Origin of the sequence: Streptomyces sp. sk2.1 (assembly GCF_008120935.1) — a bacterium.
Classification (GTDB): Bacteria; Actinomycetota; Actinomycetes; order Streptomycetales; family Streptomycetaceae; genus Streptomyces.
This window is the reverse complement of record NZ_RDBO01000008.1, coordinates 1-12,092: the sequence shown is the minus strand read 5'-3', so window position 1 is coordinate 12,092 and position 12,092 is coordinate 1. Positions and strand designations below refer to the sequence as shown.

The following is a 12,092-nucleotide window of genomic DNA, read 5'->3' as shown; positions in this document are numbered from 1 at the left end:
CCCGTTCTCCACCTGCATCGCGACCTCCGCGTCACGATGCGCCAGCCGCACCCACGTCCGCGCGCCCGCCGCGTGCTTGTGCACGTTCGTCAGGGCCTCCTGCACCACCCGGTACGCGGTCTGCTCCACCTCGGGGGCGTACGCGCGGGCCTCCCCGTCCACCGACAGCTCCACCGTCATCCCGGCCGCCCCGAAGCGTTCCACGACGGCCTGTGCAGGCCCTGCCGCCAACCCGGACCCGACACCGACCCGGCGCCCTGACCTTCACCACACCGTGCGACGGAACGTGGTGTCGCGCGTCCGGGTCAGTTCTCGCTCTCGCCCAGGGCGTGGCGCAGCCGGCCGATGTCCGGGGCCCGGCCCGACGTCTACGCGCACCTGCCGTGCGACCCCGACTGCCGGCCGGCCGACCCGGCGAAGGCGGCGCTCCGGCGCGCGCTCCAGCCACCGTCGGCGCGGTCCTGATCTCCCGTCGGTCCGGCCCATCCGTGTGGCGGGGTGTCCGACGGCCCCCAGGGCTTGTCAGGGCTTGTGGTCCGGCACCGGCTCGGGGAGGCCCGCGTACCAGCCCTGGACGGCCAGCCAGAAACCGGCCAGCGCCATGGCGACGAGCACGACGCGGCCCGCGTATCCGGCAGCGGGCGGCCCGGTCAGCCAGCGCCGGGGCAGCAGCCACGCCGACAGGGCGACCGCCACCCCGATGAGAACGGTCAGCGGGAGTTCCGCGTACAGCACGCTCCAGTCCGGTCCCGCTTCGAACCCGGCGCGTGCCCGGAGCTCGGCGTCCGCGGCCCATCCCAGCAGCCCGGCGAATCCACCGGCCAGGCCCACCCCGGTACCGCTCAGCGCTTCGACTCGTTCCCTCATGATCACTGGGACGTCGGCCGCTTCCCGGAAGTTCCCGAGGGACCGTACGACTCCCCGTCGCGGGGCGGGACCGCCGGAATGCGCTCTAGACGGCCTTGGTGGCGTTGCCGAGGACCTTGGTCGGGGTGATGCGGACCACGACCCGGACGTGCTCCGGCGGGGCCTCCAGGTACTCCTTGCCGCCGCCCGGGCCGAGGTACTCCTCGGCGATGCGGACGGCCATCGCGCGCCCGGTGTCCTCGGTGACGGCGGCGGTGCCGCGGATCTCGACGTACAGGTCGGGGTCGGCGGGGTCGAAGACGGTCAGGCCGACGCGCGGGTCGCGGAGCATGTTCCGTTCCTTGCGCCGGCCCTGCTGGGTGGAGATCAGCAGTTCGCCGCCGTCGCGGCTCACCCAGACCACCGAACTCTGCGGGCTGCCGTCGGGGTTGAGGGTGGACAGGACGGCCGGGTGGGGCGAGTCGAGCAGGTCGCGCACGGTGGCGTTCATTTCAATGGACATGCCGGGAGCCTAAATGCCCGTCCGGTCGAGGCCGTCCGGGCGGTCGTGCCGGAGCCGGTCATTGCCTTGCGCCACAAGTATCTTGCGGAACAAGACAATGACTGACTACCTTGTACCGCATGACAAAGGGGCTGCCCGCCAACAATGACCAGCGTCGCAGCCAACTGTTGCGCGGAGTGCTCGATCTGTGTCTGCTGTCGCTGATCGCCGAACGGCCGCGCTACGGCTTCGAGTTCGTGGCGGCGCTCGCCGACGGCGGGCTCGATCTCGTGAGCGAGGGCAGCATCTACCCGCTGCTCGCCCGGCTGGAGCGGGACGGGGTCATCTCCTCGTACCGCGCCCCGTCGGCCAGCGGCGGCGCCCCGCGCAAGTACTACCGCCTGACCGAGGCGGGACATGTCGAACTGGCGAGCGGCCGGGCCGTGTGGCATGCCTTCAGCGGGCATGTGGGGCAGATCCTGGCCGCCACCGAACCCACGGGGGGATCGCATCATGACGAATCAGCGGACCATGACGAACGAGCAGGTGCTCGCGGTCTGCCGCAGCAACTGGGCGTACCGGGGCATCGATGAAGAGTCCATCCGGGAGATGCTCGACGAGCTCTCCGCCCATCTGGAGGACGCGGTGGCCGCGGGGCGCACGCCCCAGGACGTCGTGGGCGACGACGTCAAGGAGTTCGCCGCGTCCTGGGCGCGGGCCCGCGCCCCGTTCGGCCATCGGCTGCTGCGCGCGGCGGCCATGGTCTGCTCCGCGCTCGGCGGACTGATCCTGATCGTGTGCCTGATCCGGTGGACCCCCGAGCGGGCCGTGGGCGTCGACGATCTCGTCTTCTGGGCCGTCGTGGCGGCGGTCACGGTCACCTGGGAGCTGCGGCGCGGCAACCTGGGGCTCGGCAGGAACGCGGGGATCGGCCTGGTCGTCGCCCTGGCCGTGGTGCTGACGTCCCGGTGGCTGGGCGGCGGCGAGACGCTGTTCACCGTGCCGCTGTGGGCGGCCCCGGTGCTGTGCCTCCCCGGACTGTCGTACGCCGTCGCCGACGCGCGGCGCAGGAAGGCCGCCGCGCCCGGCGCCGACCGGTAGGGCTTCGCCGGTCGGGCCGGGGCGGAGCGGCGGGGCCTCGTCGGCCGGGCCGCGGCGGGCGCGGGCTCAGCGTCGCGGCCCCGGTGGTGCTCCCGCCAGGATCCGGGGCTCCTCCGCCTGGTAGAGGCGGCGGGCCGCGGGGGCCGTGTGGCGGGGGAGCACCGTGCCGAGCCAGCCCGCCAGGAAACCGGCCGGGATGGAGACGAGGCCGGTCGTGGTGTACGGGAACCAGTTGAAGTCGTGGTCGGGGAAGACCGAACTGGGCGAGCCGGAGACCAGGTTGGTGCCGGTGATCAGGACCAGTACGGAGAGCGTGCCGACGACGAGGGTGCTGAGCAGCCCGGTGCGGGTGAAGCGGCGCCAGAAGATGCTGTAGATGAGCGCCGGGGACAGGGCGGACGCGCCGACGCAGAACGAGAGCGTGGCCAGGGCCTGCACGTTCCAGTGCCGGGCCATGACGGCGAGCGTGGTGGCGAGCAGGCCGACGACGATCGCGGCGGCCTGGGCCGTACGCATCTCGGACAGGCCGGCCAGCGGCTTGCGGTCCGGGCGGCGCACGCCGTGCAGGCCGTGGGCGAACAGGTCGTGCGCCAGGGAGTTGGCGCAGGCGAGGATCATCGCGGCGACGGAGGCGAGGAGCGTCAGGAAGATCGCCGTCGTCATGGTCGTGACGATCAGCGCCCCCGCCCGGCCGCTGCCCGCGACGACTCCGCTGATCTGGAGGATCGCGCTGTTCCCGGAGGCGCCGGCCTCGGTGATGCGCTCGTGGCCGACGAGGGCGCCCGCGCCGAGGCCGATCACGACGAGCAGCAGGCAGATCGTGGCGACCACCCCGACCGCCCAGGACAGCGAGCGGCGCATGACCGCGGTGGAGCGGGCGCTCGTCATGCGCATGGTGACGTGGGGCAGGCAGGCGGCGCCGAGGACCACGGTGAGTTCGGAGCTGACCATGTCGAGCCCGCTGCCCTCGAACTGGAGCCCCGAGCGCAGATAGGCGGCCCCGGCGCCACTGCTCTGCCGGGCGGCTCCGAGCAGGGCGCCGGTGTCCCAGCCGAACCGGTCCATGACCAGGACGGCGATGGTGAGCGAGGCGACGAGCAGGACCACGGTCTTCACGATCTGGATCAGCGCGGTGCCCTTCATGCCGCCGATCGCCGAGTAGCCGATCATCAGGGTGCCGAGCCCGATGATGGCGCCGGTGCGGAACCCGGAGCTGTCGAAGCCCAGGATGAAGGACAACAGGTCGCCGCTGCTGGCGAGTTGGACGACCATCATGGGGACGAGCGCGGCGAGGGTGACCGCGCAGGCGGCGATGCGGACGGCGCGGCCGGGGGTGCGGCGGACGAGCAGGTCGCCCATGGTGAACCCGCCCGCGTTGCGCAGCGGTTCGGCCAGCAGGAACATCAGCAGGACGAGCGAGAGCGTGATGCTCAGGGCGAGGATGGTGCCGTCGTAGCCGGTGAGGGCGATGATGCCGGTGGTGCCGAGGACGGTGGCCGCGGAGAGGTAGTCGCCGGCCAGGGCGAGACCGTTGTACAGAGGCGGCAGCGAGCGGGAGCCGGTGTAGAACTCGTCGAGGTCGTCGCGGTCCGGGCCGGTCATCACGCAGAGCAGCAGTGCCACCGTGGCCACGGCGAGGAAGGCCACCAGGGACATCGACTGCGCGGAGTCGTCGAACACGTTCACCGGGCCTCTCCCGCTCTTCGGAGCCGGGCGGCCAGCGGGTCGACCGTGCGGCGGGCGGTCCGCTCGTACCGGACGACGGCGAGGACCGTCACGGGGACCTGGCACAGCCCCAGCGCGAGGCCGACGTTGAGGCCGGCGAACAGGGGCCGGCCCATCAGGTCCTTGGCGAAGCCGGAGAGCAGCAGGAAGACGACGAAGTAGCCGAGCGCGGTCAGGACCGCGACGCGGCGCAGCGAGCGGTACGAGGTGCGCAGCCGGCGCAGGTCGCTGTGCCGGCCGGGGACGGACATGCTGACGACGCCGCCCTCGGCGGACTCCGCGCCGGTGGCCGACGCGGCCCGCTCGACGGCGGAGGCGGGGACCGTGGCGGGCCTGCCGTTGTCCGGGACCGCCTCGTCGTGGCCCTCGAAGTCCTTCGGGTTGACGGTGACGTCGGCGGACGTCGCGGCGAAGAGCTTGTCGAACGTGGTGTTCATGGTGTCGGTGAAGACGGTCTGGACGTCCGACAACACCGACGCCGCCGACCGGGTCGCGATCCAGCACGGGTACGGCCAGTTGCTGCCCGCCCGGACCATGGGCGCCTGGGTCACCGACAGTCCGAACAGCTTCAGCGCCCGCCCGACCTCGATCCGGTACCGCTTCCACGTCTCGATGGCCGGGGCCGGGAAAGCAGGCCGGGGTGGAAAGCCGGTCGGGTTCGGGAAACCTGACGGGATCGGAAAGTCGGCCGGGGCCGGCCGGATCGGGAGAACTGATCCGGCCGGCCCCGGCCCCGGGCGCCGTCGTACTGCCGTATCGGCGCCGCCAGTCGCCGCGGTCGCCGTCGCGCTGGTGCCGTCAACCGCTCCGGGCACCACCGCATAGGCGCCGTCAGCCGCCGTAGACGCCGACCTCCCGGAGTGAGTAGCCCCATTTGGTGCCGCGCTCCAGCCCCTGAACCCGCACGTGACGCGCGCGGGTCGCGTCGAACCGCGCCGTGTCCAGGCCGCCGTCACCGGTGGTCGTGGACCACACCGTCTTCCAGTTCGTGCCGTCCTCCGACAGCTCGACGCGGTACGACTTCGCGTACGCCTCCTCCCAGTCGAGAGTGACGCGCTCGACCGGGACCGTGGAACCGAGATCGATCCGCAGCCACTGGTCGTTGCTCCACTCGCTGGCCCAGCGGGTGCCCGTGTCGCCGTCCACGGCCCGGCCGGGCGCGAATTCGACGAACGGGTTCCACCACTGCGACGAGGACGCCGAGGCCGTCGCGCCCGAGGCCAGGTTCTTGCCGGACCTGTGCTTCTCGGAGCTCCTCCAGGTGCGGAGGTAGGACTCGGCGCCCGCGAAGAGGTCGTCCACGACCTCCTGGCCGCCGACGATCCGGATGTCCTCGATCCAGTCCGGGACCATGCCGTAGTGCGCGGCGCCGGTGGTGTTGAAGTCCCACGTGCGGTCGCCGGTGGTCTGCTTGTCGATCACCGAGCCGCCGTCCGTGCTGCGGAAGGGGTACTTCACCGGGTTCGGGGTGTCCCCGCCCCGCGGAGCCGGCCAGCCGCCGACACCGTTCATGTCGGTGCCGTAGCCGTAGCCGACCCCGTACTTCTCACGCAGCGCGTCCGTACGTTTGGCCTCCGCGCTGAACGCCTCGGAGCCGCTCATGTACTGACCGGCGAATCCGCCGAGCTTGTAGAGCCGCTCGGTCCAGCCCGTGTCCATCCAGCTGTGCGAGGAGATGACACCCGGGTACGACTCGGATTCCAGGATGTCCAGGGCCCGGCCCACGGCCTTGACGCTCATGTGGTCGAGCTCCAGCATCATGCCGCGCTTCATCATGCCGCGCACCGCGTACTCGCCCAGGTCGGTCAGCCCGCGGGTGTTGCACTGCGCGTCCGAGGCGTACGTGGGGACGGACACGTCGGCCGGGAGCCGCTTCTCCGCCTCCGGCGCCGCCGCGTTGCCGATGGGGTTGTCGTGCTGCGGACCGCGGCAGGTCTCCGTCTTCCAGAAAGTGCCGGTCGACAGGAACTGGCCCACGTTGATGGCCGTGCCGAGGGCGCCGGAGTCGTAGCGCACTCCGCACAGGGCGTTGTCGAACTTGTGGCACAGGAACATGCTGCGCACGCCCAGCTCGTACAGCTCGTCCAGGCCGCGCTCGATGTCCTCCTTGCCGCACTGCGCGACGTCCAGGACCTGCTTGCAGCCGAACGGCTCGGAGGTCTCGACCCCCAGGACGACGGCCAGTTTGCCCTGCTCGATGACCTCGCGGGCCTGCTTGCTGTCGGTGACGATCCGGAACCAGCCCTTGCCCGGACCGCCGTACATCTTGTCGACGAAGGCCTGCATGTCGTACGACTTCTTCGCTTCCAGGCGGATGGCGGTCATCTCGTCGCAACCGCGGTCCTTGAAGAAGTAGACCGAACAGATCACGCCGTTGGTGACCAGGTCGTTGACCAGTACCCGCTGGCCGCCGCGCCACGCCCGCTCGATCCAGGCGTAGTAGTTCTGCTGGTGGGTCAGCGAGTCGTGGGCGGGCCAGTCCTTGAACGTGGGCCACCCATCGGGGTCGTGCTTGCCGTCGCCGCCCTTGGTGATCATGTCGAAGATGGCGAGCGAGCCGTCGGGATAATGCTCGGGGCAGTCCTTGAGGGCGTCGGTGACACCCTGCTCCGAGAACGGCTTTCCGCAGATCAGCCGACCACCGAAGCCCTCGTTGGACATGATGTGGTCGTGGACGTCGGCGAAGCCCCTGACCCGGCCCTGGGCGTCGGTGCCCTTGAAGGGCTCGCCCGTGACGCCGATCTGCGAGTCGGGCGAGGGGCGCGCGACCGGATCCCACCAGCCGGGCTCCGCCGCGGAGCTGGGCCTCGGACCGAGCACCAGGGCCATCACGGTGAGGAGCAGTGACACCACCGCGAGGGATCTGAGCCTGTGGTGCAGAGGTTGAACCGTGGTCATCACCTGAATCCTTAAATGTGAGTTGGGCTCATGTTCTGCTCATACGTTAGGCACGAGAGCCCGCAGCGCCAACCCCCTGGACAAGGGCTGTCGCCGGGAAATGGTGATGAACACGCGGCAGGGGAGGGGGCGTTGGCCCTCCGGGAGCAGGAGGCCGAGTATGTCCGTCGGGATGCTCCGCCCGCGGTCGGCGATCTTCTCGCCCGCATCCGTCCCTTGTCCGGCGGCCTCGTCGCGATCGATCGGGAGGCGGCCTTTGCTCCATGAACTTCCCTTCTTGGAAAGGGAGTTCAACGACAAGCCGGGTCCGTTCCCGCTTCTGCGCCGACAGGCGTTCCTGTGCGGATTCGATCTCGGGCACACCTTCCGGATGATCGAGCAGACACTGGGCCGGACCCGCCCGGAGCTCCGCACGCCCGCAGCGGCGGACCGGTGCGCATGGTCAGGTGCCGCCGCCCACCCGCACTCCGCCTCGCCCACCCGCGCTCCGCTCACCCCTGCTCCGCCTTGCCCGGCCGTCGACCGCGGCCGACCGTCCGGCTCGAAGAACCGGCACCCGGCCACCCGCTACGACGCGGGCACAACAGTCGGGCGACCCGAGGCCATCGCCGAACACGACCAGGTCAGATCGTCAGGAACAAGGCCATATGCGTACGCCCCGGCCCGATGGCCGTGGGGGGTGCGGCTTCATATCGCGCGGTCCTTGGGCCGGAACTCGGAGCAGTCGCACGAACCGCCGTATGCTCGCTGGCTGTTGCCGTAACTGTCGTTGTTCCAACTGCTGTGCCCGTAATCGTGGAGACACCGGGCCGGCTTGCCCCGGGAGCGCTCGGGCTGTGAGTGCCCGCACGTGGCGCACAACGGGTGTACGACCATCGGGGGCAGGATGGATTCGCTCCGCAGAACCATCACGATGGCCGTCACGCCCCCGACGACCACGAGCATTCCGACGAGACCCACGACATGCTCCGCACCCATGTTCCGCCCCCCGTTGCCGGTGCCGGTCGGCCCTGCGATCAACCTGTCGACCAATGGCTTCCACCGGTTTCCACGCTACGCGGCCGGACTGACAGTCACGCCGGGCGCCGGGACCACACAAGCCGCCACCACGCAAGCCGCCACACACGGCACGGGACACGCCACGTGGGCAACAGGGGCACAGGGCACGGTCCGACACCCCGGCCGCGGATCATGGTCCCCCTTTGCCGGCTGCTACCGCGGGCGTGCCGCGTACGGTGCGCAACGCTCACGGCGCATAGGCGAGATCCGTGCCGCCACTGGCCTCGATCAGCCAGAACAGCGAACCGCTGCCGAACGGCCAGCCGGTGGTGGCCACCTGGACCCAGCCGCCTCCCGTTTCGTCGGTTCCCGCGTGCCACCACCACCAGCCGCGATCGTCGCCGGACCCTTCCTCGGTCGGATCGAAGCAGTGCAGCCAGTCCGACAGCGACCACGGCCCCTGGCAGGCGGCCCTCTTCTGCTCCGGCGTCATCGTCCGCCACTGCCGCAGCCATGCCCCGGTGCCGAAGGACTCATCGGACTCGGGCTTCGGCTCCGCGGGCTCGGGCGCGCACCGCTGGACGAACCGCTCCGGCAGCAGCCGAGGCCACCGTTCGAATGCGGGCCAGTCGCCCGCCCGCTCGACCACGCACGCCAGCGCCGCACGCGCGTCGGCAATGACCCGATCGGGATCCTCGGCGGCGAACCGGACCCGTACGAGGAACGGCCGCTGCCGACCGTCCTCGGCCCCCGGACCGGACCGAAGACGCCGTAGCTCGCCCTTCATGATCTCCACGGCGAAGAAGTGTGCACCACCACTGCCCCCGCCACACCTCAATAACACCGGACCACGAGGTGCGGCGAGGGCCCGGTGCCCGTACGACCCGGTCCGGCCCGACCCGGTCCGGCCCGACCCGGTCCGGCCCGACCCGGTCCGGCCCAACCCGGAGCGGCCCAACCGGGAGCGGCCCAGTTCAGGACCTTCCCGACCCGCCGGTTCGTCGATCATCGACCGGAGTTCCATCCGTTCAGAGGCGGTGCCGCCGCCCACCTCCTTCGGCCGGCCGCTGTCATTCCGGAGGGCGTCGGGCCCAGAACAGGACGTGGCCGTTGTCGCCCTCGGGTACGAACTCCTCGTGGACCACGTCGAGACCGGCCCGCACGAGCCATGCGCGGTTCGTCCCGGCGTCGGCGTGACTCCACCACATCGGGGCCCCGCCGCCGAGCCAGTTCTCATCGGTCCCGGTCCAGGCACGATGCCCGGTGGTGCTCAGGAACCAGCCTCCGGGCCGCAGCCAGGAAGCGATCCGCTCCAGCAGGGGCGGCTGTTCCTCCACCGGCACATGGATCAGGGCATACATGCAGACGACTGCGTCGAAGTTCCCCCGTGGGAACTCCAACGCCGTGGCATCGGCCCGGACGAAGTCGGCGCCCGGCACGAGCTCCCGGGCCCTGCTGATCTGGACCTCGCTGATGTCGACGCCCGTCACGCGGTGTCCCGCCGCCACCAGGGACCGGGCCACGGGAACACCGTTGCCGCACCCGAGGTCCAGAACCGTGCCCGCCTCGGGAAGCCGCCCGAGCAACTCCTCGATCCACGGCCCGTACTTCGTCTCGCTGTCGAACGCCCGCTCGTAGTGCTCCGAGAGCGCGTCGTACCCGCGCCGGACCATTTCCTTCGGATCCCTCATGTCCACGCGCGCACGCTAGGGCGCGCGTGTCAGGATCGCGACCGCTTTTCGCCCGGGTCCGTGGCCGGCCCCCACTCCTTCAGCGGGGGCTTCTCAGCCTTTGCGCCGGTTGTTCTTCCGGACTGGACGGTGTACGAGTTCCCCGGCACGGCCCCTACTATCGTCCCTTCGACCCCACCCCGCCGATCTCACCTCACCGACCTCACCGACCTCACTGACCTCACCCCACCGACCCGGACCCGGAAGGCCCCATGACGGATCCACGTCCCAACCCGTCCCCGATCGTGCCGTCGTGGCCGCATTGCGGCCACGGTTCCGGGGAGCAGGACCCGGTCGGCTGCCGGGGCATACATGTCCCCGGCCACACGGCCTGCCTCACCCACCTGACCTCCACCGGCCGCCGTGCCTACCTGGACGACCTGCGCCCCGGCGCGGACCTCGACCTGCGCGGCACCACCTTCGAGGACCGTCTCTGGGATTCCCTGCTCGATGCCCTGCGCGACAGCTTCGCCGGCGGGGAGCCCGTCATGGGTGACGTCCGGTTCGCGTCGGCGGTCTTCGAATGCAACGCCTGGTTCGACGCGGTGACCTTCGGCGGCAGCGCCGTGTTCGACGAGGCGACCTTCCAGGACGACGGCTGGTTCGAGGGCGCGACCTTCGAGTCCCCGGCCTCCTTCGAAGGGGCGGCCTTCAAGACCTACGGGGGTTTCCAGGACGCAACGTTCGAGAGCAGGGCCTCGTTCAAGGGCGCGACCTTCACCGGCATGGCCGCCTTCGACCGGGCGACCTTCGAGGGCGCGGTTTCGTTCGAGGGCGTGACCTTCAAGGAGTTCACCCGGTTCGACGAGGTGCCTTTCAGGTCCACCGTCGACTTCACGTCGACGACCTTCGGGGCAACCGCCACGTTCCAGGAGGCCACTTTCGACGGCCCCGCCACCTTCGACTCGGCGACCTTCGAGGGCTACGCCCGGTTCGAGGAGGAAACCCTCAACGCCCTTGAGGGCCTGCGCTCGGCCACGTTCAGACACGATCCGACGGCCTGAGGAAGCCCCTTGTCGCCTTTCGGCGTTCATGGTCCGGGGTTGGTGCTGCCGGGGCCGGAAGGTTCTTCGCGACGCGGGTGTGGAGGTTCGGTGCCCCGGGCGAGGTCGGCCGAGAATGGGGAGGAGGGGACTGCAGACGATCGACATCGGGGTCTTCCCCGGCGTCTTCTCCGGCCTGGACGCAGGCAAGGGCGAACGCCGTGTCACCGCAGTCCCCATCTCCTCTCCGCGCTCCCTGCCCCTTCCCCGTCTCCGGCGGCATGTGCCGACGCCACACGGTTCTCGTCGTCGCCCCGGAACCGGTCAGTCGGCCGGAGCCACTGATCGAGGTCAGCGAGGAGTGAGGAGGCAGAACTCGTTGTCTTCCGGATCGGTCAGAATCGTCCAGGAGATCGCGGACTGGTCGATACCGGGGTCGGCGGCGCCCAAGGCGCGCAGCCGGGCTTCTTCTGCCTCCAGGTCGTCACCGGGGTAGGGACAGACGTCGAGGTGGACGCGGTTCCAGACGCTCTTGGCGTCGGGGGTGCGGACGAACTCCAGGTAGGGGCCGACGCCTTTGGCGGACCGCATGGTCGCGTGGTCGTCGGTGACTTCGTGCAGCGTCCAGTCCGTCGCCCGGTCCCAGAACCGGGCCATCCGTCGTGGGTCGGTGCAGTCGACCACCACTGCGGCGATCGGCCCGGTGTCCCGGTAGACCGGCCGGGGCTCCAGAACGCAGAACTCGTTGCCCTCCGGGTCGGCCATGACCGTCCAGGGGACGTCGCCCTGGCCCACGTCGGCGAGCGTCGCGCCGAGACCCTTCAGGCGCGTGATCAGCTCCGCCTGATGGGCGGTCGAGGTGGTGGCCAGATCGAGGTGCACCCGGTTCTTCACCGTTTTGGGTTCCGGGTGGACGATGATGTCGATGCAGACGGCTGCGGGGTCGGGGTAGGCGAAACCCACGGGTTCGAGGTTGGTGACGCCGGGTGCCTCGCTGTCGACACCCCAACCGAGTGCCTCCGCCCAGAACCGGCCGAGCGCGGAGTCGTCCTGGGCCTTCATGTTGATCTGTACGAGTCTTGTTGCCATGCCGCAGATCCTAGAAGCTGCCGCAGACCCCGGCTGCCGTGACCATGCAGGTGTTTGCCCTGGTCGAGGCGGTGCGGGGCCTTGCCCGGTTTCTTGATTCGGTGGTGGAGCGTGTCTGTGCCGGGGGTGCGGGTCGGTTGCCGGGAGCTGGTCGGTGTCGGCTCGTACCGAATTGCTGGACGGGTAATGTGATCGGGAGATGCCTCAGGGGTGGGGGGG

12 protein-coding genes and 1 pseudogene are annotated in these 12,092 nt (G+C 70.5%); 4 read left to right on the top strand and 9 right to left on the bottom strand.

Going from position 1 to position 12,092, the window contains the following annotated elements; all coding sequences use genetic code 11:
• The 3 genes and pseudogenes from EAO76_RS01015 to EAO76_RS01005 all read right to left on the bottom strand — a co-directional run.
• Window positions 1-189: pseudogene (locus EAO76_RS01015) on the bottom strand (sensor histidine kinase); the annotation flags it as partial.
• 333 nt (window positions 190-522) lie between these two features.
• A complete protein-coding gene (locus EAO76_RS44285; RefSeq protein ID WP_187438412.1) occupies window positions 523-867 on the bottom strand; it encodes a hypothetical protein in 345 nt (114 codons plus the stop codon).
• A gap of 85 nt (window positions 868-952) precedes the next feature.
• Window positions 953-1,369, bottom strand: a complete 417-nt coding sequence (locus EAO76_RS01005) for a PPOX class F420-dependent oxidoreductase (RefSeq protein WP_148832325.1) — start codon at window positions 1,367-1,369, stop codon at window positions 953-955.
• 119 nt (window positions 1,370-1,488) lie between these two features.
• Here EAO76_RS01005 and EAO76_RS01000 point away from each other — a divergent pair, with 119 nt between their 5' ends.
• A complete protein-coding gene (locus tag EAO76_RS01000) occupies window positions 1,489-1,941 on the top strand; it encodes a PadR family transcriptional regulator (RefSeq protein ID WP_148832323.1) in 453 nt (150 codons plus the stop codon).
• Entirely contained in the window at window positions 1,862-2,449 is a 588-nt protein-coding gene (locus EAO76_RS00995) for a hypothetical protein (RefSeq protein ID WP_187438411.1), read from the top strand. Before EAO76_RS01000 ends, EAO76_RS00995 begins: the two co-directional genes overlap by 80 nt.
• A 66-nt stretch (window positions 2,450-2,515) precedes the next feature.
• On the opposite strand, the gene EAO76_RS00990 is transcribed toward EAO76_RS00995, so the two are convergent.
• Together EAO76_RS00990 and EAO76_RS45740 are read right to left on the bottom strand one after the other, a co-directional pair.
• Complete coding sequence (locus EAO76_RS00990; RefSeq protein WP_148832332.1) at window positions 2,516-4,105, bottom strand: cation acetate symporter; 1,590 nt, start codon at window positions 4,103-4,105, stop codon at window positions 2,516-2,518.
• A gap of 26 nt (window positions 4,106-4,131) precedes the next feature.
• On the bottom strand, window positions 4,132-4,611 hold the full coding sequence (locus EAO76_RS45740; protein WP_148832319.1) for a DUF485 domain-containing protein: 480 nt from the start codon (window positions 4,609-4,611) through the stop codon (window positions 4,132-4,134).
• On the opposite strand from EAO76_RS45740, the gene EAO76_RS47450 reads away from it, so the two are divergent.
• A complete protein-coding gene (locus tag EAO76_RS47450) occupies window positions 4,610-4,999 on the top strand; it encodes an alpha-galactosidase (protein WP_399461259.1) in 390 nt (129 codons plus the stop codon). The genes EAO76_RS45740 and EAO76_RS47450 overlap by 2 nt on opposite strands.
• Window positions 5,000-5,005: 6 nt before the next feature.
• Here the strand turns inward: EAO76_RS47450 and EAO76_RS00975 are convergent, their stop codons facing one another.
• The 3 genes from EAO76_RS00975 to EAO76_RS00960 all read right to left on the bottom strand — a co-directional run bounded on the left by EAO76_RS00975 (window position 5,006) and on the right by EAO76_RS00960 (window position 9,762).
• The gene (locus tag EAO76_RS00975; protein WP_187438410.1) at window positions 5,006-7,072 is read right to left on the bottom strand and encodes a discoidin domain-containing protein; all 2,067 of its coding nucleotides are present in this window, start codon (window positions 7,070-7,072) and stop codon (window positions 5,006-5,008) included.
• A 1,246-nt stretch (window positions 7,073-8,318) separates the two neighbouring features.
• Window positions 8,319-8,858 (bottom strand): hypothetical protein, encoded by a 540-nt coding sequence (locus EAO76_RS00965; RefSeq protein WP_262375202.1) that lies wholly within the window; start codon window positions 8,856-8,858, stop codon window positions 8,319-8,321.
• Between the two features lie 283 nt (window positions 8,859-9,141).
• Complete coding sequence (locus EAO76_RS00960) at window positions 9,142-9,762, bottom strand: bifunctional 2-polyprenyl-6-hydroxyphenol methylase/3-demethylubiquinol 3-O-methyltransferase UbiG (RefSeq protein WP_148832327.1); 621 nt, start codon at window positions 9,760-9,762, stop codon at window positions 9,142-9,144.
• Between the two features lie 251 nt (window positions 9,763-10,013).
• On the opposite strand from EAO76_RS00960, the gene EAO76_RS00955 reads away from it, so the two are divergent.
• A complete protein-coding gene (locus EAO76_RS00955) occupies window positions 10,014-10,805 on the top strand; it encodes a pentapeptide repeat-containing protein (RefSeq protein ID WP_148832315.1) in 792 nt (263 codons plus the stop codon).
• Window positions 10,806-11,135: 330 nt separating this feature from the next.
• Here EAO76_RS00955 and EAO76_RS00950 read toward each other — a convergent pair whose 3' ends face one another.
• On the bottom strand, window positions 11,136-11,873 hold the full coding sequence (locus tag EAO76_RS00950) for a VOC family protein (protein ID WP_148832314.1): 738 nt from the start codon (window positions 11,871-11,873) through the stop codon (window positions 11,136-11,138).
• Window positions 11,874-12,092 lie beyond the last annotated feature (219 nt).

Excerpts from the sequence above, each read along its gene's own strand:
- EAO76_RS45740 (WP_148832319.1), bottom strand. The coding sequence starts at position 4,611 with ATGAACACCACGTTCGACAAGCTCTTCGCCGCGACGTCCGCCGACGTC.
- EAO76_RS00995 (WP_187438411.1), top strand. The coding sequence starts at position 1,862 with ATGACGAATCAGCGGACCATGACGAACGAGCAGGTGCTCGCGGTCTGC.
- EAO76_RS00960 (WP_148832327.1), bottom strand. The coding sequence starts at position 9,762 with ATGAGGGATCCGAAGGAAATGGTCCGGCGCGGGTACGACGCGCTCTCG.
- EAO76_RS00975 (WP_187438410.1), bottom strand. The coding sequence starts at position 7,072 with ATGACCACGGTTCAACCTCTGCACCACAGGCTCAGATCCCTCGCGGTG.
- EAO76_RS00965 (WP_262375202.1), bottom strand. The coding sequence starts at position 8,858 with ATGAAGGGCGAGCTACGGCGTCTTCGGTCCGGTCCGGGGGCCGAGGAC.
- EAO76_RS01000 (WP_148832323.1), top strand. The coding sequence starts at position 1,489 with ATGACAAAGGGGCTGCCCGCCAACAATGACCAGCGTCGCAGCCAACTG.
- EAO76_RS44285 (WP_187438412.1), bottom strand. The coding sequence starts at position 867 with ATGAGGGAACGAGTCGAAGCGCTGAGCGGTACCGGGGTGGGCCTGGCC.
- EAO76_RS01005 (WP_148832325.1), bottom strand. The coding sequence starts at position 1,369 with ATGTCCATTGAAATGAACGCCACCGTGCGCGACCTGCTCGACTCGCCC.
- EAO76_RS47450 (WP_399461259.1), top strand. The coding sequence starts at position 4,610 with ATGGTGTCGGTGAAGACGGTCTGGACGTCCGACAACACCGACGCCGCC.
- EAO76_RS00955 (WP_148832315.1), top strand. The coding sequence starts at position 10,014 with ATGACGGATCCACGTCCCAACCCGTCCCCGATCGTGCCGTCGTGGCCG.
- EAO76_RS00990 (WP_148832332.1), bottom strand. The coding sequence starts at position 4,105 with ATGTCCCTGGTGGCCTTCCTCGCCGTGGCCACGGTGGCACTGCTGCTC.
- EAO76_RS00950 (WP_148832314.1), bottom strand. The coding sequence starts at position 11,873 with ATGGCAACAAGACTCGTACAGATCAACATGAAGGCCCAGGACGACTCC.